Genomic DNA, 16536 nt, shown 5'->3' with positions numbered 1-16536 from the left:
CGTTATGTTTGAAAGGGAAATTGACAGAATCGGCAGTGGTTCCGCCAAGTGGGATGCGGCGCCTGTAATATTTGGAGAAAAAGATATCCTGCCCATGTGGGTCGCAGATATGGATTTCCAGGTGGCCACGCCCATCTCGCAGGCTATTGCCAGGCAGGCGGAGCATGGGATATTCGGGTACCCGGCTGAGAGTGACACTTTACGGCAGGCTGTCGTAGATCGGATACATGCAAAATTCGACTGGCCCATTCAAAAGGAGTGGTTGGTGTTTTCATCCGGTATTGTGCACGCCCTGCATATGATTATCAAGGCCTTTACAGCGCCCGGTGACGGGGTGGTAATCCAGCCACCCGTCTATTATCCATTTTTTTCTGCTATTACCAATAATGGCTGCACTGTGCTCGAGAACCAGCTGATTGAAAACAAAGGTGTATATTCAATGGATTTTCCGGGGCTCGAAACCAGTTTTCAACCGGATTGGGGCGGTTTTGGACCACAACCGAGCAGGGCGCGCCTTCTGCTTCTGTGCAGTCCGCACAATCCTGTGGGCCGGGTCTGGAGCAAAGAGGAACTTAACCAGGCGGCCCGGATAGCGCTGGCACACGATGCTCTTATTATCTCGGATGAAATCCACGCCGAACTACTTTACAGCGGCCATAGTCACCTGCCGACATCTATGCTTGGAGAGGATGTGGCTCGCCGCACCATTACCTGTTTCTCACCAAGTAAAACCTTTAACCTGGCGGGCCTCAACGCCTCGGTGCTGATCATCCCCGACCCCAAGATTCGGGCAGTTTTCAAGCAGAGGACTGCTGGATTTCATGCAACCCCAGGTGTCATCGGGCTTGCGGCCATGGAAGCAGCATTTCGGCATGGTGATCCATGGTTGCAGGAACTGCTTCCCTATCTTGAGGGCAACCTGAACTACCTCATGGAGTTTTTTAAAACCCGTTTGCCTCAGCTTCCCGTTACCTCACCTGAAGGAACATATCTTGTCTGGTTTAATTGTCGGAAACTTGGCCTGAGCGACAGTGAGCTTCGTAACTTTATGAGGAAAAAGGCAAAAGTAGGACTGGACGACGGGTATATGTTTGGTTCAGGTGGTTCCGGTTACCAGCGGATCAATATCGCCTGTCCGCGCAGTCGTCTTGAACAGGGGTTGACCAGAATTGCCAAGGCGGTTCATGATCACATGGCTGGTTGACCGTCCCGGTCCAGGTTGCCGCGGCCTGTTGGCCATGGTTGATAACCTCTCCGGGCAGTTGGCACATCGTAGACCTGGACACCGCCATAGGTGTAATCGATTCGGTCTTTGAGGGAGACGATAATCTCAAGAGTATCGTCGCCGTCAATATCGGCCAGGGTCGGGACGCTCATGCTGCCCCGTTTGAGCAGGGCAATTTTATGCAGTACCTGCCCCCATGCATCAAGTACGATAAGATGGGAGACGTTGTCTGTGGTCGAATAGGTCGAGAAGACTATTTCAGGGATGCCGTCATCGTTCAGGTCGCCCGCGGCAGCACCGGATGCTCCGTTGAAAGTGGCTCCCGGAGCGTCGAACTGGTAACTCCATAGCAGGGCCCCATCGGCAGAATATGCCCTCATGTAGCCGTCATACGATGGGACGATGATCTCCAGGCGTGGGTCACCCGTCAGGTCGGCAAGAGCGGGTGCCGGTGCTACCTGTACAATGTTGTTCTCATATCCTGTAAATATCGGTTCTCCGGAGCAGAGGGGTGTCTCAAATCCAGGTGATCTCGTCAGGTCCTCATTAAGCACCCAGAGACAATTTCCCCTGTTGATATATTCCCCTGCCTTTTCATGATCCGAATAGACAATAACTTCGGCCTTGCCGTCTCTATCAAGATCGGTGAACACCGGCGGTGAGTCGGTGAACTCATCTCGATCATTTAAGTCTGGTCCCCAACCCTGGATGGCGAGGGCGAGATCGTGAAACATGGGGACGGAGCTGATGTAGGATCCGGCAAAAACAGCATTTGCCGGTAAGGGGGAGCCGTCTGCATAATTGAACCCTATATGGGAACAGTCATATGTTGAGATTATTTCCGGTACCTGATCGCCGGTGAGATCAGCGGCACCGATATTTTGATTGTATCCACCGAAGTCTGTACATGATGCGCAATTCTGTACCTGCGGCCAGCCGGTTCGTCCTGAGCCGTTACTATTCCAGACCATAGTGACCGGGCCGCTCGAGGTCTTTACAGCCAGGAGTTCTTTTTTATTGTCTCCGTCGAGGTCGGTGGCTGCGATGGACCGGATTTCATTGGTTGAATTCGGGAAAGATTGTGGCCAGCCGCTTTTAAGATTCCCATTATCCTCATATATTGCGATTTTATTTGAATAGGCGATGGCGATTTCCCCTTTGCCGTCACCATCGAGGTCTCCGACTACCGGGGAGGCATATTGCCTGGCACTGCCATGGATAATGGTACTGGATGGAGAACCGTTCTGGCCGACCGGTGCGCTCCACTTGAGGGTGCCCAGATGATTCCAGACATAGGTGACGCTGTGTCTGGAGCCAATTATTTCCATATTGCCGTCACTATCGAGATCGTACACCGCGGTGGAGGCAAACCAGTCCTCATCCCAGCTGCCGGGCAGGTTGAAGCGCAGAGTCGGTGTTGCAACAGGTAGTGGGCCTCCGCTGGCAACAAGGTGTAATCCGTAGACTGCGTCCTCCAGCCCGATGGTTCCGTCATGGTTTATGTCATAGACATTTTGATGATCAACCCCGGCTGTTACCTGCAGAGACCGTAAGCTGTTTTCAAGAAGGTCTGTCGCTGACGCTGCCGCTGGTTCCAGCATAAAAAGTCCCGGAAGCAGACAAAAAAACGGTAAACTTTTCATAGTGATTTGTTGTGAGAGTGTTGTGTGCATGTGGTTCTAATATATTATATTTACAATAAATTAAAGCATTGCAATAGTTTTTTATGTTGGAGGGGGATTTACGGCATTCATTATATTGGGTTACAAGGTCTTGTCGTGGATACCACAATGTGGTATTTTGGAATGAACAATATATGTATCAAGGTGAAATGTGAATCTGATTCGAACAACAATCATATTGCTTTTAATTCTTGTGTTTGCTCCCTGGAATGGGATTCAGGCCGGCAATGGTGTTGTGCACAACGATTGTTCCGCCAGCGGCAGCATCTCCGAGGTCATGTCCTGTTGTGACATGGGCCTGTCGAAAAAGAGTGCCGAACCGTACAGTCCAACACATAGTAACCATCAAGCCAGCGATACCTCCTGCTGTATCAGCGGGATGTGTTCCGATGTTTTCAGGCCGTCTGCAGATACGGTATGTCCTCAACGGCTTGCTATCCATATACCAGCACCTGTTGAGCTGGTTCAGCAAAGTGACACTTCTCCCGCTGCGGCGCAGCGAATACCTGTCCCACCTCTTGTCTTCTTCAGGCCGGTTGAGCTTCATATACGCAACTGTGCCTTCCTGATTTGATTGCATCCTCCATCTCTACACATTTTCTAAATGTAGTTGCAGCAGTAACAAAGAATTATTCTCGACCAGTGGAGGTCTGCAATGAACCGTATTGTTTTATTTCTATTGTCTTTTTTTGTTGTGTTTGTAAGCCCGTTCGTCTTCCTTGATGACGGTAATGCTTTCAGTCTTTTTGGTTCATATAAAAGTGTGAAAGCCGTAAACGGGGAAGTTCATATCCCGGTCAAATCTGTCGATGACGGTAAGGCGCACCACTTCAAATACAATGGTGGTGGTGTTGTGGTGAAGTTTTTTGTGATCAAGAGTCGTGATGGGGTCATCCGCGCCGCCTTTGATGCCTGCGATGTCTGTTTCCCGGCTGGCAAAGGGTATACCCAGGACGGGGAATTTATGATCTGCAACAATTGTGGCAGGCGTTTTCATTCAACCCGTATTAATGTTGAACAGGGAGGGTGCAATCCGGCTCCGCTGAACAGGAAGATCACCGGGGATCAACTTGTTATCAGGGCAGATGACATCCTTGCCGGCGGTCGCTACTTCGGAGGAGCGTGATGAACATCTTTACTATACCTTTGCGAACGATGAAACGTAAGCCAACGAGAACGATTTTGCTGGTGCTGGCATTTTCTCTCGGCGTCATGTCTATTGTCGCTCTATATCAGGTATCGCGTATCGTCGGCCAGAGCCTGGAGGAAAAACTAACCTCATTCGGGGCCAATATTGTGGTGACACCGGCAACCGAGAAACTAAGTGTGAGTTACGGCGGTTTTCATATGGGGGATATGCTTTTCGACATCCAGTATCTGTCGGAGAGTGAGACGGTGGAAGCAATCCGTTCTATAGGTCTGAAGGATAGGATCAGCGTAGTTGCACCTAAGCTGGTAAGCATGCTGCGTATAGGTGAGAAGGCGGTCGCTCTTGTCGGGGTAAACTGGCAGGAGGAGAGAAAAATAAAAAGTTATTGGGCGACGGATAACCAGTTTCCCCAAAAGCCTGAGGAAATTCTGCTCGGCAGTGTTGCGGCTGCAAAACTTGGCTATCAAACGGGGGACAAGGTAGAGCTATTTGGTCGTGAGTTCGTTATTTCGGGTGTCCTCTATGAAACAGGGAGTGATGATGACTCGGTTATCCTTATGGAGCTGGCTGTCCTGCAGAAAATGCTGGATCGTCCGGATGGTCTCAGCTTCGTCGAGGTTGCCGCGCTTTGTGCCGGTTGCCCTATTGAGGAGATCGTCGACCAGATCAGGTCGGTTGTTCCCGAAGCTACTGTAACAGCCTTGCAGAACGTGGTTAATCAGCGAATGGCATCGGTTCATTTTGTCAAGAAGCTGGCACTTTCGATTAGCCTCGTGATCCTGATTACGGCAGCTGCGATGGTCGGGTTATCCATGCTTTCCGCCGTGAACGAGAGGAAGAAGGATATAGGGATTCTCCGTACCCTGGGATTTGGGAAATCCGGTGTGTTTTTTATCTTTTGTCTTGAAGCCGGGATTATCGGTTCACTGGCAGGTCTGCTTGGTTATTTTGCAGGTTTTGGTCTGAGTTTTAAGGCTCTTGAGGTTCTTGATCTGAGCACAGGTGGGACTCCTCTTTTTTCTGCGAAGGACCTGTTGACTGTCTGCGCTATCTTTACGGTGGTGACGGTGGTGTCCTCCATTTATCCGGCCTGGAAGGCGGCTGCCGTTGACCCATCAGATGCCCTTGTGGCCCTGTAGGAGGAGAAGATGTTATCAGCAAAGAATATATCCAAGAAGTATGTAACCGACGGAAAAAGCGTGTCTGTCTTGAAGGAGGTTTCCCTTGATCTGCAGGAGGGTGAGTTTGCCTCTATTATCGGCCGATCAGGCTCTGGTAAAACGACACTGCTGAACGTTCTGTCAACTCTGGTTCGTCCAGATGAAGGGGTGTTGAGGTACCAGGGACAGGATCTGGCAGGAGTGGAGGAGAACAGGCTGAATACCTTGCGTATGGCAGACTTTGCCGTTATTTTCCAGTTTCATCACTTGTTGCCCTATTTAACTGTACTGGAGAACACCCTCCTGCCATTCATGAACTCGGTCAAGCCGGTTGACGCGTCTATAAAAGAAAGGGCGCGAGCCTGTCTGGACCGGGTGGGGCTTGCCGATAAGGCTCATCGACTGCCCGGTAATCTGTCCGGCGGTGAACAACAGAGGGTGGCTATTGCCCGGGCATTAGTAAAATCTGCAAGAATTCTATTTGCCGATGAACCGACCGGTAGTCTCGATCGGGCGACAGGCGAGCAGATCATGACATTACTAAGCGATCTGCATCGAGACGGATTGTCTATTGTGATGGTGACTCATGAACCGGATTATGCCGGTTTGGCGCAACGGACTATCGAGCTTGAGGATGGGATAATCGTCCATTGAGGGACGATGGGGCAGGGGAGATCTAGTCTTTTTCATGTCACTTCTTCTGATAGGATGGCAAGTGCATCGTCATCCTGTCAGAAGAAAATAATACGGGCTGATATGTCGGGGTTTGGTCAAGTGTTCTTTGATGTGGTAGGAGATTAAGGATTCTCCAGCGCAAGGGAAGAGAGTATTCATCCGTTGTTTACATCCAGCAGGTAGAGCGCGATGGTGGTTGTCCCGAGATCGACTGCATTACCGGGATAAAATGGCCGGGTGACATTATGGCCGGATCGCTGGAATCAAGGTCGACTGGTACCGGTGCCGAGGATGCAGATTGTTCATTTGTCCTGTTCACAAAATATCTGTTCCTGTTATAGCGAGAAGTTCAGAGAATTTAGTATTCCGTGCCTATCGTGAACACAGAGCATTCATTTGTTTTTGGAGGACCTGTGGGGGACAGCGTTGTCAATGAGCTGACGTGCTATGGGGAGTAACAGTGGTTGAGTAAAAGGAGCAGGCTGGATGGAGCCCGCTCCTCTATCTGGCCGATTCAGGATGCGGGATCCACTATGCTCAGGTTCATCTTCAGCCCCTCATGGGGCGTGATGATGGAGACAAACATCTTCCAGTCGATAAGCTTTCCGTCGATAATGATACCGTCATCCGCAATGGTTCCCGACAGGATATTCTGGGAAGGGGCGATAACTGCAGTGGTTGTCGGTTGTGGTACGACCGTTGATTTTATTGCGAGTCTCAGCTTGATTTTGATCCGTAATCGATCGAGACAATGATCGAGTGAGGGAGATGATTCTACAAAGATATAACCGCCTTCATCGTCAGTAACTTCACGGGCGGTGACCCTGTATCCTCTACCACCATTTTTGCCAAGAAGTGAGAATTCGAAAATCCGCTTTTTATCTCTACTATCAATAAATGATTCTGTTCGTGGAAGATGGCTTTCGCTGATAGCCATGAATTTTGCTCCTGTGATGAAGAATAATGCCTGGTATGTATATTTCGAAAGAACCTGTTATAAAGCAAGTATCCGGAATCAGCCGGATCATATTTTCTTTACTATAGATAATGCACGAGTTTCAACATATTAAAATGCCAGGCATTATAAATAATTATGGCTATTCTGGAGCATGGTCTTTTATGTGGCTGAAATCAATTATTTAGTTGACGTAGTGGGTGCCGTTTACTGTACGTATTACTCGTCGTAACAAAGCTGCTTCAAAGGTGCCTCCTGAGTAGAAATATCAACGAATAACAGTAATAATTGTCGAAAAGGTTGCGAAAAATTCCAGGCATTGATAATAGTATTCATTGTTATTTGTCCGCTTTTCATGTCGTTTTGTCAGCACGGTATAGATTTCTCTATGAGGTTACATTGCTCGTGACTTTTTAGCTGTGTACCATCCAAACATCCAACAGGAGGTTGTATGAAGAAAGTACTAGTTGCATATTCGAGCAGGACCGGAAAAACGGAAACGATGGCGAATTATATTGCAGAAGGACTGAGGATCGGTGGCTGTGAGGTTGAGGTGAAAAAGATCTCCGCCATAGAGGACAGTGACAGTATTGCCGGATATGACGGCTATGTATTCGGATGCCCCACCTATCATAAGGATATGACGGGGGGGATGAAGCAGTTCCTGTTTATGGCGCAGATGGCAAACCTCGTTGGTAAGATCGGGGGCGCGTTTGGTTCACACACTCACAGCGGTGAGAGTGCCCCCATGATCTACGATACCATGATGCATGTATTCAAAATGGATGTGACCGATCTCGGACCTTTGAATTTGACAGAGGCGATGGTCGGCGAGCAGGATGGTGTAAAGGCTTGCCAGGATTACGGTAAGGCAATAGGGGAGAAACTAAGTTAGTTCCCATCCTGAAACTCAGCATTCTGTTCAAAATCGAGGCGCGACTTTCATTTTTGCCGCAAGCATATATCTGATATCCCGAGGATAAAAATGAGAGTCGCAACGCTGAGATTGGCACGAAGGGTAGTTTTAAGGTAGGAACGGACGGGTTACTACCTCATCCGGCAGCTCGATTTCACGGGCTGCCTTTCCACGATTATTCCCGAAACGTATATCCCCTTATTCCGTTATTGCTAAATCTGCGTTACGTTCATTATACTGTGCACGTATCGTAGACACGCTCCTGGTCTTCAACCACCCTGTTGGCGTCAGGATTTGCCTCCCCAATTCCATAGGTATGCTTCAATAAATTATCCGCGGAGGCGAACACAGGATTCGATACCATTGAAGTATCTGTGGTGAAATCTTTCGTCTGATTTGATTTCGAACAGATAAACCCATACTTTGAGCTACCTGTTTTACGGATGTTAAATAATTCATGAGAAGACCAGCTTGAGAGAGGAGAATGCTTATGGCATGTAAATTTTCCACAGAGCAGATCCGCAAAACAATAGAATTTCATGGGCACAGTTGTCCGGGGTTGGCTATTGGGATGCGGGCTGCAGAGTACTGTCTTACCTCCTTCCCGGATGCAGATCCGACAGCGCTTGTATGTGTAACCGAAACGGATATGTGCGGGGTGGATGGCATTCAGTATCTTACTGGCTGTACTTTTGGTAAAGGGAATCTTATCCATCGTGATTACGGGAAGATGGCATTTTCCTTTTTTGATCGCACGACCAATGAAGGCTTTCGTCTGGTCTTCTCCTATACCACTGAAGGTGCAGGTAAGGAGGATATGATCAAATGTGTCATGGAAACAGATCTGTCAGAGCTTTTCACCCGTCAGGAACTTCACAGCGGAGCACCGAGATCTGCCAGGGTTCTCACCGGTATGATCTGTGAATCATGCGGTGAGCGGACTATGGAGTCACGGACCAGGCGGTACCGAGGTCAGACTCTCTGCATTCCTTGTTTTCGACAGGTCGATCAGAAAGCATGACTCCTATATTTTTACCTGAACATAATGTGACTATGTTCTTCCCTGAACAGTTAACGTAGTATACTTCTTCATTGTTTACATAAAACAGTTAACCAGCCTGGAGGTGCACGATGACAGCAAACGGTGGTCCGTTTTGGGATAAAACACTACGACTTATCCGGGATATCTGGCCATTGGGTGAGCGTGACGAACTGCGGGACAGGGTTCAAAAGGATCTTCCCGAGAGCGATTTGGATAAAATCAGACGTGCTATTGACGCTTGTCTTGAGGGAAAAGGCGGGGAAGTCTCTGCCCGTTCCCGTGCAGCTGAACTGGGGCGGGCTTATCTTGTCCTGAACAGGGAAGGACGTAAACGGTTTCTCGAATTACTGGCACGGGAATACTCTGTGGATAATGTTGCGGTTGAGAGGGCTATAGAGGAGCGCTCAACTATTTCTACGGCGTTTGAATTGCAGGAGGCGAATCATAAACTGCAAAACCTGTTGACTGCTCCACGACGAAAATTGCTTGGGCAGTTCAATGAGCTCCCGGATGGGGTGAAGTTTCTGGTGGATATGCGTGCAGAGTTGCTGCCCCTGGTGAAAAAAGATTCGGAATTGAAACCGTTTGATCGGGATATGCATCGTCTGCTTGCCAGTTGGTTTGATATTGGGTTCCTCGATCTACAGCGTATTACCTGGGATACTCCTGCGGTGATATTGGAAAGACTGATTAAATATGAGGCCGTTCATGCCATATCTTCCTGGGAGGATATGAAAAACAGGCTGCGGGAAGATAGACGTTGTTATGGATTCTTCCATCCCTCTATGCCGGATGAACCGTTGATTTTCGTGGAAGTCGCCTTGGTAAATGGACTGGCGGACAACGTCCAGGAGCTTCTTGATGTCAATGCCCCCCCGGGTGATCCTGATAAAGCGGATACTGCCATTTTCTATTCAATATCGAATTGTCAGAAAGGGCTTGCTGGTGTGAGTTTCGGAAATTTCCTGATCAAGAGAGTTGTGGCTGATCTCTCCACAAAGCTTCCGAACCTTAAAACCTTTTCTACTCTTTCGCCTATTCCCGGGCTGATGTCATGGCTTGAGAAAAACTCTGCAGAATTGGACTCACGAGAACAGCAGGTCTTGAAAAAACTGCAAAATGGAGACGGTGCAGTGGAATATTTGCAGGAAATGTTTGTAGATGATCCGGAATCAAAAGAGAAGGAAGGGGACAGAGTTGAATGTAAAAACGTTATGCTCAGTTTGTGTGCCAAGTATTTGCTTAAGACTAAAAGGGGGAGCCAGGCATATGATCGTGTTGCTCATTTTCACCTTTCAAACGGTGCCATGATCGAACGAATAAACTGGGGAGGCAATCTCTCAAGAACCGGAATCGTGCAGTCTGCATCAATAATGGTCAATTACCTTTATAAACTTGGGCAGATCGAGAAAAACCACGAGCTATACACCGGGAAAGGGGAGGTCAACAGCTCGTCGGCTGTTCGGAAACTGTTAAAGGGTTAAAAGTGGTCCTGGTAAGAAATAAATGAAACGTATCCTTTACCCCATGCCATATATTAATAGGTTAGTATTTAAGCTAACCTTACTCGTTGATGGAGTGGCAAGTGGGCTGAAGGTATTATATGCAGTAAAGAAAAGCATACAATATATTGTAGGTTAATTCGATGTATTCTGAATTTACCTACAATATATTAATTTAAATAATGCTTCTTATTTAATAAGAAAGGTGTCAATTGACACACCTTCAGAAACTTTTTCTTTAAATACGTTTGGCATTCTCCCCTGGCCGGTCCAGGTTATCTTTTTCCCTTCATCATTCGTGATCTCATACTTGGGCGGACGAGGTGCACGTTTTTTCGTTACTTTTTCTGTGCTTTCGGTGAGAAGCTCATTAAGATTGATTCCATCGGCAGCAAGTTGCTTTTTGATGTCTTCAATTTTCTTCTTTTTTTCCGCATCTTTACGGCGGGAGTCTTCTTCGGCTACTATACGCTTTTCAATAATTTTTTCCAGCTTGTTTTGTATGTCTTTTAATTCTGCGACAGACAAATCTTTTGTAGCACTGTTAAGACGTCGGGCATGACATAATATTTTTACGAAATCACTCATTGATACATCCTTCTGGCAAAGATTAACATAATGTAAGTTGAAAAATGAATTTTATAATAACGAAGTTATTTTCCGATGCAATAGCTTTATTTTATAGTGGAAAAAAAATATTTCAAATAGAAAATGGAATAATTCTGCACGTGGGATTAATATACGTTATAAAAATACTTCCTTGAAACAGGGTTTTACTGTTAGGTAAGTGTATCTATTTCAAGTATTTACGAATTTGTCATTACGTCTAGAATAGAGGATTAATATGGTGTGGCATTGAAGATAATATACAACAAATCCTGTTCATAATTGGTATGAAATTGAAAATTAGTGAATGATGCAGAGCCACAAAAAATGAGACAATATGGGCAAGATGTATTCTTTGTGTCCGATTGGCTCAACTTTAAGTCCTCTTCAAACACAATCTGGTGACTGTGTAAAATTGAATAAATGGCACCTATATGAAAAAATCATGATGGGGATCTCAACAGGATTGGGTGGCGAAAATATCATACGAAATGTGAAGATTAAACGTAATGTTTCTGACTGGAGTTGTTCTGATATGAAAATAATATGGAGAGAAAGACGTATTACATATGTAGATAAGAGTGAAGTGTTGAAGAAAGTAATAGGATTGGAAGAGAATGAGTGAACTGAAAAAACACAGCACAAAGTATGGCTATATCTTTTAACAGGAAGGGAATTTACAGGCAGGAATATCCAACATGAACCTGCCTGTTATTCTATTAAAAAATATCACGGTTTGAAAGAGCGGGCTAATTCCGAAAGCTCCCTGTTCATGGTTAATACTTTCAGGGCTAATTCAGGGGAGAGCGAACCGGTGCCGCAAGCTGGTGTAATAAATGTTTGTTTGAGTAATTGTTCCTGTGAAATTCCAAATGAGGAGAGCTTCTGCACTTGTTCCTGCCATCTGGCAAAGAGCGTAATGGAAGTTTCCTTTTCAACAGCGATTGGATCTCCAGTTGGTACAATGCCCCAGGCAAGGAAGCCACCACGTTGCAGGAATGAGCAGAGGTGATCCTTAAAGAGGATAAAATTATCGAAATAAGAGTACGCATCAAAACTGATAATATCTGTTTCGGACAGTAACGCTGGTCCCCAGTCTCCATTCGCACAGATATGGATTCCAGCCAGCCCTCCAGCTTCATGTATGGACTCAATTACTTCTCCGACCGCTTCTCCAACCATTTCAGCTGTTACACCGGTAAAGGCACTTGAGCCAAAACTCACCATACCCGGTTCATCTATGAATACTATGGGCGGTGTTTTACCGGTAAGTTTTTTCAGTTCGATCACCTGCCATCGTGCCTTGCCGGCAAGGAGTTTGACCAGGATATCACGCAAACTGTCGTCATAAAAAATCGACCGATCCTGATCATCCCTTGTCCCTATTCCGGTTGTGACAGGCCCGGTAACTTGTCCTTTTACTGTATATGGTTGTATCGAGTTGTCTTCAAGGTGCTGAGTTAGAGCCAAAAAACCAGGAGCCGTATCGTTATGAAGCCCAAACCGGGATGATTGAAAAAATGAGAGGTCGTCTGCTGCTGCGATGTGGTCTTCATAAAAGCCTGTCATTTCGTCTGTAAATGATTCTTTTCGGGTATCGATCCAGAATTTTTTTCCGTCCTCTGTGAGTCCGGGAAAGCCCGACAGGAACTGCCGGACCATTCCTTCTCGATGGTGTTTGGGCAATTGCGGCCAAAGCGGTATTTCCGGACAGTATTCCATGATAGTTGTTACGGCCTGGTGGTGATCTGTCAGAGGGAGGCTGCCTATGAGCAGGGGGCGGCATGACGGTGTGAGCATCTGTGTTCCTCGTTTAAATTGACTGGGTTGGTTGACCTGTTATATGGCAAACAGTATAACACTCTGAAACCCGATCGTAAAAGTAACTGTGGCAGGCAATGACGGACAGCGCTTTGCAAATTTTTATTTTCGGGATATACAATGTGGAATCCACTGCAATGAAGCAGCAATATCAGGGAGGTGTGTCGAAATGGATATCGGTTTCCTGGAAGTCTATGTCATCACGTTTCTTGCTGTATCGACGATCTATGTGTTTCTCGCCGGTTGGACGACATTGTTTTACCGGAAAAAGGCCTGGGGACAATTGTCCCAGAATGAACTGAAGGTAAAGCAAGGTACGGCGACAGTGGAAAACCGGCTTGACCTTTGTGCTCAAAATGTAGTCAAAGGTTTGCTGACATGGCAGTTACACCTGATTGCCCTCCTCATTACTGCAGGTTTCCTGATAGGACGCTCATACCTGCCCCTATAATAAGGTGCCTCGGGCCGGTCAGGTCGTCAGCACCTCCTGGAACCAGGCGGAGATATCCTCGATCTGTTCGGGGCAGACACCGTGTTCCATGGGGTAGGTTTTATAATCGGTGGCATACCCTCTGGATTGCAGCAGGTCATGAGCTTGTTTCCCAAGGTGCTCTGGAACGACAGGGTCGTTAACTCCATGCTGGATTTCAATTGGGATAGAGACGTTTGCTTCACTAAACTGTATGACCTTCTCGGTTGCAAAATAGGTTGACATGGCCAGGAGGCCGCCGAGTTGAACGTCGCAGCTCAACGTTACATCATAGGCAACGGCGCCCCCCTGTGAAAAACCGGCGATTATAATACGGCTGCTGTCTATGCCCTTCTCGCATTCATTTTCAATTAACCTTGCGATTGCTTTGGTGGATTGGGAGAGTTGTTCAAAGTCGACCTTCCGGTCAATCTCCATCTCCAGGATATCGTACCAGGCGGGCATTACCATGTGGTTGTTGATGGTTACCGGAATCCTCGGCGCATGGGGAAAGATGAACCGAATAGCCATTGCTTCGGGGAGTTTCAACTCCGGAACAATGGGTGAAAAGTCATATCCGCTGGCTCCAAGGCCATGCAGCCAGATAATTGAGGCATCTGGGGAGGGTGCAGTCTCCTGAACTATGGCTGGCAATAAGTTCATGGTCTCTCTCCTGGAAGGAATCGGGAATATTCGGATTCCGGGGTTGGGTTAATGGTCTATGGAATGTTGTACTTTTAGTGCGAGCTCTTCCGAATCACAGTAAACCGGATTAAAATCGGAGGCAAGGTTATAATCTACCAGCATTCTTCTTCTTTTTCCACTCTCAGCTACTTCAAGGTCGGCCAGGAAGGCTTGGTACTCATGGATGTCGATAAACTGGTATGGGGGAGTTGCCTGTTCTCCGTCAAGGAAGACAGGTGGCTCGATAGTGTTTGTAGGCGGGAGCAGTTGCTCTACAGTTATTTCACATTCCCAACCAGATCCCGCATCATAATAATAGGTAAAAATGAATCCCATTGCCTCCTCAAGTTCATGGAGCCTTGTTGCGGCTTCATCATAGGAGGTTGTGGTTTCATTTTTACTTCTCGGGCCGTAAAGAATTTTCCCAACAAAAAACCGGTGTCCGTAGTCATCGCTCCAGTTAAAACAGGTCTTAATTACCTCATGCAGGTCGGCCAGGGTTATATTGCCGGAAACCTGTATACGCCTGTTTATAGGGGGAGTGGAAAAGGTTATCTCCAACAGCAATTGATAGCCGGGAACGGGCTCTGTTTTCTGGGTATTACCATTCTGGGAGTTGTTCTGAAAATCTGGTCGAATGATATTCGACATAGTATTCCTCCTCTCATAAAATGTTGTTAAGAGATATATTTAATAGTGGGGAGGAAAATTGGCTTGTCAAGGAAAGGAGCGAAGCAATGATATGGAAAAGTGCCTTATTCACTGCTTCGCATATGCGGGAAATGTCACTGGTGACAGACTAAAAGTTGAAAACCTTTGCCTCTGCAGCCATGTCTATCAGATGAGGGCCACCGTCTAGAGCCATATTGCTATAGAAATTTGCCTCATCAAGGTTTCGGTTTTTGGCACATGGGGTGCAAATGCCTGCCTGTACCTGATTGTCAACAAGGTAGGGGAGATAGTCGTTAACACAATCGCCAGTATCGGTCTTTTCACTGCCGTCACGATCTTTTATGGCCCAGTCAACACCGCTGTCGATAAAAAACAGATCGACATGGTGTCCCTTGGAGTGGGCAATTTTTGCAAACTGAAAACAACGAGTTGCTTTTTCAAAGTTGTTGTCGCGAAGAACAAAAAGAAAATTTGGCATGATTGCTGCTCCTTGTCTGAAGAGTAAGTGAAAGTAAAAAAACGCCTCAACTACTATATCCTGTAAAGAAGTAGAACGGAATAAAAATATAGAAAAACAGCATGTTACGACAATGTGGCACGTTTTGTGGTATCCCTTCAGGTCGAGGCCGGTCAATGTGAAAAGAATTTAACAGTTTTATCTGACTTCTGTTGATGTCAGCAACAAATGGTAGTATGTCTTTTGTGGGCAGAAACATATGAACAGACGATTTAAAAAAAAGTGCAAAGTTATGTGTATACAATTACGTTTTATCGGTTTCGCAATTATTACGACTATTTTCTTAGGCTGCCTGCCTGCTGCTGCGGATACGAACTTTCGTACATGGGTTGAAGATTTCAGGCGTCAGGCAGAAGCTCAGGGTATATCTCGATCAGTTTATCAGGAAGCCTTTGTGAATATATCTGAACCTGATACACTGGCTCTTGAGCGGGCGGCCTACCAACCGGAATTTACCCAGAAGGTGTGGGATTATCTCGACAACAGGGTTAACGGACTCTCCATATCGCGAGGGGCAAAAATGAGAGCCATCCACGTTGATACGCTTTCCCTGATTGAAGCTGAGTATGGTGTGTCAGCATCGGTCATTCTTGCCATCTGGTCGATGGAGTCAAACTATGGTCTTGTCCTGGAGAAGAAACACCGGTTGCACTATGTTCCCCAGGCCCTGGCAACCCTGGCCTGGGGTGATCCGAAACGGGGCACGTTTGGGCGCAACCAGCTGATCGCCGCCCTGAAAATCCTGCAGGCAGGAGATATTAGCCGGGATGGTTTGCTCGGATCCTGGGCAGGAGCCATGGGGCACACCCAGTTTATTCCGACAAGCTACCTGGCGTATGGTGTTGACTTCGATGGGGATGGGCGCAGGGATATCTGGAATTCGATTCCTGATGCCTTGGCGACAGCGGCCAACCTGCTTGCCAAAAATGGCTGGCGCAGCGGCAGAACATGGGGGTATGAGGTCGAAATGCCAGCGACTGCAGGCCTGTATGATGGTCAGACAAAAACGCTTGCAGAGTGGCAGGCACTTGGTTTCACGCGTCCGGGTGGGAAAAAATTTCCACGACAGGATGAACGGGCGGAACTAAAGATCCTGGCGGGAGAGAAAGGACCCGGATTCCTGATGGTCAAGAACTTCTTTGTTATCAAGAAGTATAATAATTCAGATTATTACGCCCTAGCGGTAGGTCTTCTTGCCGACAGGCTGGCCGGTTGGGACGGTATGGTACAGCCATGGCCGAAACCGGCAGGTTCACTTTCTTTTGATGAAAAATTTGAAATACAGCGTCTGCTGAAGAACAAAGGATTCTACGACGGTGAGATTGACGGTCGTCTCGGCAAGGGGTCAAGACAGGCAATCAGGAATTTTCAGAAAAGTAGTGGTTTACCTGTAGACGGAGAGCCAACCGCAACGGTACTTCAGGCACTTCGCTGATAACAGCGGACCTTGTAAGATAACC

The 16536-nt window shown here is 47.2% G+C and carries 19 protein-coding genes; 10 read left to right on the top strand and 9 right to left on the bottom strand.

The features are described from left to right. Window positions 1–4 precede the first annotated feature (4 nt). Entirely contained in the window at window positions 5–1204 is a 1200-nt protein-coding gene (locus GA520_RS17525) for a MalY/PatB family protein (RefSeq protein ID WP_163337717.1), read from the top strand. Here GA520_RS17525 and GA520_RS17520 read toward each other — a convergent pair. Both GA520_RS17520 and GA520_RS17515 read right to left on the bottom strand, forming a co-directional pair. After that, window positions 1189–2868, bottom strand: coding sequence for a VCBS repeat-containing protein (locus GA520_RS17520; protein WP_163337716.1), 1680 nt, complete (start codon window positions 2866–2868; stop codon window positions 1189–1191). The genes GA520_RS17525 and GA520_RS17520 overlap by 16 nt on opposite strands. A 223-nt stretch (window positions 2869–3091) precedes the next feature. After that, the gene (locus tag GA520_RS17515; protein WP_163337715.1) at window positions 3092–3487 is read right to left on the bottom strand and encodes a hypothetical protein; all 396 of its coding nucleotides are present in this window, start codon (window positions 3485–3487) and stop codon (window positions 3092–3094) included. Between the two features lie 75 nt (window positions 3488–3562). Between GA520_RS17515 and GA520_RS17510 the strand changes: the two genes are divergently transcribed. The 3 genes from GA520_RS17510 to GA520_RS17500 are packed head-to-tail and all read left to right on the top strand — an operon-like array spanning window position 3563 to window position 5871. Further along, on the top strand, window positions 3563–4033 hold the full coding sequence (locus GA520_RS17510; RefSeq protein ID WP_163337714.1) for a DUF2318 domain-containing protein: 471 nt from the start codon (window positions 3563–3565) through the stop codon (window positions 4031–4033). After that, window positions 4033–5196: an FtsX-like permease family protein gene (locus GA520_RS17505; RefSeq protein ID WP_163337713.1), complete on the top strand. Its 1164-nt coding sequence runs from the start codon at window positions 4033–4035 to the stop codon at window positions 5194–5196. The genes GA520_RS17510 and GA520_RS17505 overlap by 1 nt, the downstream gene beginning before the upstream one ends. 9 nt (window positions 5197–5205) lie before the next feature. Then, window positions 5206–5871, top strand: coding sequence for an ABC transporter ATP-binding protein (locus GA520_RS17500; protein WP_163337712.1), 666 nt, complete (start codon window positions 5206–5208; stop codon window positions 5869–5871). Window positions 5872–6058: 187 nt separating this feature from the next. Here the strand turns inward: GA520_RS17500 and GA520_RS17495 are convergent, their stop codons facing one another. Together GA520_RS17495 and GA520_RS17490 are read right to left on the bottom strand one after the other, a co-directional pair. Continuing rightward, a complete protein-coding gene (locus GA520_RS17495) occupies window positions 6059–6211 on the bottom strand; it encodes a hypothetical protein (protein ID WP_163337711.1) in 153 nt (50 codons plus the stop codon). A 195-nt stretch (window positions 6212–6406) separates the two neighbouring features. Next, window positions 6407–6829, bottom strand: coding sequence for a hypothetical protein (locus tag GA520_RS17490; protein WP_163337710.1), 423 nt, complete (start codon window positions 6827–6829; stop codon window positions 6407–6409). Between the two features lie 469 nt (window positions 6830–7298). Between GA520_RS17490 and GA520_RS17485 the strand changes: the two genes are divergently transcribed. From GA520_RS17485 to GA520_RS17475, 3 genes are all read left to right on the top strand, one after another. Continuing rightward, window positions 7299–7742 carry a flavodoxin domain-containing protein gene (locus GA520_RS17485; protein ID WP_163337709.1) on the top strand — a complete coding sequence of 148 codons (444 nt, stop codon included), beginning with the start codon at window positions 7299–7301 and terminating at the stop codon, window positions 7740–7742. A gap of 511 nt (window positions 7743–8253) precedes the next feature. Then, window positions 8254–8784, top strand: a complete 531-nt coding sequence (locus tag GA520_RS17480) for an FmdE family protein (RefSeq protein WP_163337708.1) — start codon at window positions 8254–8256, stop codon at window positions 8782–8784. 110 nt (window positions 8785–8894) lie between these two features. Next, on the top strand, window positions 8895–10289 hold the full coding sequence (locus GA520_RS17475; RefSeq protein WP_163337707.1) for a malonyl-CoA decarboxylase: 1395 nt from the start codon (window positions 8895–8897) through the stop codon (window positions 10287–10289). A gap of 207 nt (window positions 10290–10496) precedes the next feature. Here the strand turns inward: GA520_RS17475 and GA520_RS17470 are convergent, their stop codons facing one another. Continuing rightward, a complete protein-coding gene (locus GA520_RS17470) occupies window positions 10497–10895 on the bottom strand; it encodes an H-NS family nucleoid-associated regulatory protein (RefSeq protein WP_163337706.1) in 399 nt (132 codons plus the stop codon). Between the two features lie 355 nt (window positions 10896–11250). Between GA520_RS17470 and GA520_RS17465 the strand changes: the two genes are divergently transcribed. Further along, entirely contained in the window at window positions 11251–11538 is a 288-nt protein-coding gene (locus tag GA520_RS17465; RefSeq protein WP_163337705.1) for a hypothetical protein, read from the top strand. A 104-nt stretch (window positions 11539–11642) separates the two neighbouring features. Here the strand turns inward: GA520_RS17465 and GA520_RS17460 are convergent, their stop codons facing one another. After that, on the bottom strand, window positions 11643–12713 hold the full coding sequence (locus GA520_RS17460) for a hypothetical protein (protein WP_163337704.1): 1071 nt from the start codon (window positions 12711–12713) through the stop codon (window positions 11643–11645). Window positions 12714–12903: 190 nt separating this feature from the next. Here GA520_RS17460 and GA520_RS17455 point away from each other — a divergent pair, with 190 nt between their 5' ends. Next, window positions 12904–13185 carry a hypothetical protein gene (locus GA520_RS17455; RefSeq protein ID WP_163337703.1) on the top strand — a complete coding sequence of 94 codons (282 nt, stop codon included), beginning with the start codon at window positions 12904–12906 and terminating at the stop codon, window positions 13183–13185. An 18-nt stretch (window positions 13186–13203) separates the two neighbouring features. Here the strand turns inward: GA520_RS17455 and GA520_RS17450 are convergent, their stop codons facing one another. The 3 genes from GA520_RS17450 to GA520_RS17440 all read right to left on the bottom strand — a co-directional run bounded on the left by GA520_RS17450 (window position 13204) and on the right by GA520_RS17440 (window position 15037). Then, a complete protein-coding gene (locus GA520_RS17450) occupies window positions 13204–13866 on the bottom strand; it encodes an alpha/beta hydrolase (RefSeq protein WP_163337702.1) in 663 nt (220 codons plus the stop codon). A 48-nt stretch (window positions 13867–13914) separates the two neighbouring features. After that, window positions 13915–14538, bottom strand: a complete 624-nt coding sequence (locus tag GA520_RS17445; RefSeq protein ID WP_163337701.1) for a plasmid pRiA4b ORF-3 family protein — start codon at window positions 14536–14538, stop codon at window positions 13915–13917. Between the two features lie 148 nt (window positions 14539–14686). Then, window positions 14687–15037, bottom strand: coding sequence for a DsrE family protein (locus tag GA520_RS17440; RefSeq protein WP_163337700.1), 351 nt, complete (start codon window positions 15035–15037; stop codon window positions 14687–14689). A gap of 238 nt (window positions 15038–15275) precedes the next feature. On the opposite strand from GA520_RS17440, the gene GA520_RS17435 reads away from it, so the two are divergent. Further along, window positions 15276–16511 carry a lytic murein transglycosylase gene (locus GA520_RS17435; RefSeq protein WP_240910125.1) on the top strand — a complete coding sequence of 412 codons (1236 nt, stop codon included), beginning with the start codon at window positions 15276–15278 and terminating at the stop codon, window positions 16509–16511. Window positions 16512–16536 lie beyond the last annotated feature (25 nt).

This window comes from Desulfopila sp. IMCC35008 (genome assembly GCF_010646885.2).
In the GTDB taxonomy this organism is placed as follows: domain Bacteria; phylum Desulfobacterota; class Desulfobulbia; order Desulfobulbales; family Desulfocapsaceae; genus Desulfopila.
This window is presented reverse-complemented; position numbering and strand designations above follow the sequence as displayed.

Coding starts and splice junctions, on each gene's coding strand:
- GA520_RS17525 (WP_163337717.1), top strand. CDS start 5: ATGTTTGAAAGGGAAATTGACAGAATCGGCAGTGGTTCCGCCAAGTGG.
- GA520_RS17520 (WP_163337716.1), bottom strand. CDS start 2,868: ATGAAAAGTTTACCGTTTTTTTGTCTGCTTCCGGGACTTTTTATGCTG.
- GA520_RS17515 (WP_163337715.1), bottom strand. CDS start 3,487: ATGCAATCAAATCAGGAAGGCACAGTTGCGTATATGAAGCTCAACCGG.
- GA520_RS17510 (WP_163337714.1), top strand. CDS start 3,563: ATGAACCGTATTGTTTTATTTCTATTGTCTTTTTTTGTTGTGTTTGTA.
- GA520_RS17505 (WP_163337713.1), top strand. CDS start 4,033: ATGAACATCTTTACTATACCTTTGCGAACGATGAAACGTAAGCCAACG.
- GA520_RS17500 (WP_163337712.1), top strand. CDS start 5,206: ATGTTATCAGCAAAGAATATATCCAAGAAGTATGTAACCGACGGAAAA.
- GA520_RS17490 (WP_163337710.1), bottom strand. CDS start 6,829: ATGGCTATCAGCGAAAGCCATCTTCCACGAACAGAATCATTTATTGAT.
- GA520_RS17485 (WP_163337709.1), top strand. CDS start 7,299: ATGAAGAAAGTACTAGTTGCATATTCGAGCAGGACCGGAAAAACGGAA.
- GA520_RS17480 (WP_163337708.1), top strand. CDS start 8,254: ATGGCATGTAAATTTTCCACAGAGCAGATCCGCAAAACAATAGAATTT.
- GA520_RS17475 (WP_163337707.1), top strand. CDS start 8,895: ATGACAGCAAACGGTGGTCCGTTTTGGGATAAAACACTACGACTTATC.
- GA520_RS17470 (WP_163337706.1), bottom strand. CDS start 10,895: ATGAGTGATTTCGTAAAAATATTATGTCATGCCCGACGTCTTAACAGT.
- GA520_RS17465 (WP_163337705.1), top strand. CDS start 11,251: ATGGGCAAGATGTATTCTTTGTGTCCGATTGGCTCAACTTTAAGTCCT.
- GA520_RS17460 (WP_163337704.1), bottom strand. CDS start 12,713: ATGCTCACACCGTCATGCCGCCCCCTGCTCATAGGCAGCCTCCCTCTG.
- GA520_RS17455 (WP_163337703.1), top strand. CDS start 12,904: ATGGATATCGGTTTCCTGGAAGTCTATGTCATCACGTTTCTTGCTGTA.
- GA520_RS17450 (WP_163337702.1), bottom strand. CDS start 13,866: ATGAACTTATTGCCAGCCATAGTTCAGGAGACTGCACCCTCCCCAGAT.
- GA520_RS17445 (WP_163337701.1), bottom strand. CDS start 14,538: ATGTCGAATATCATTCGACCAGATTTTCAGAACAACTCCCAGAATGGT.
- GA520_RS17440 (WP_163337700.1), bottom strand. CDS start 15,037: ATGCCAAATTTTCTTTTTGTTCTTCGCGACAACAACTTTGAAAAAGCA.
- GA520_RS17435 (WP_240910125.1), top strand. CDS start 15,276: ATGAACAGACGATTTAAAAAAAAGTGCAAAGTTATGTGTATACAATTA.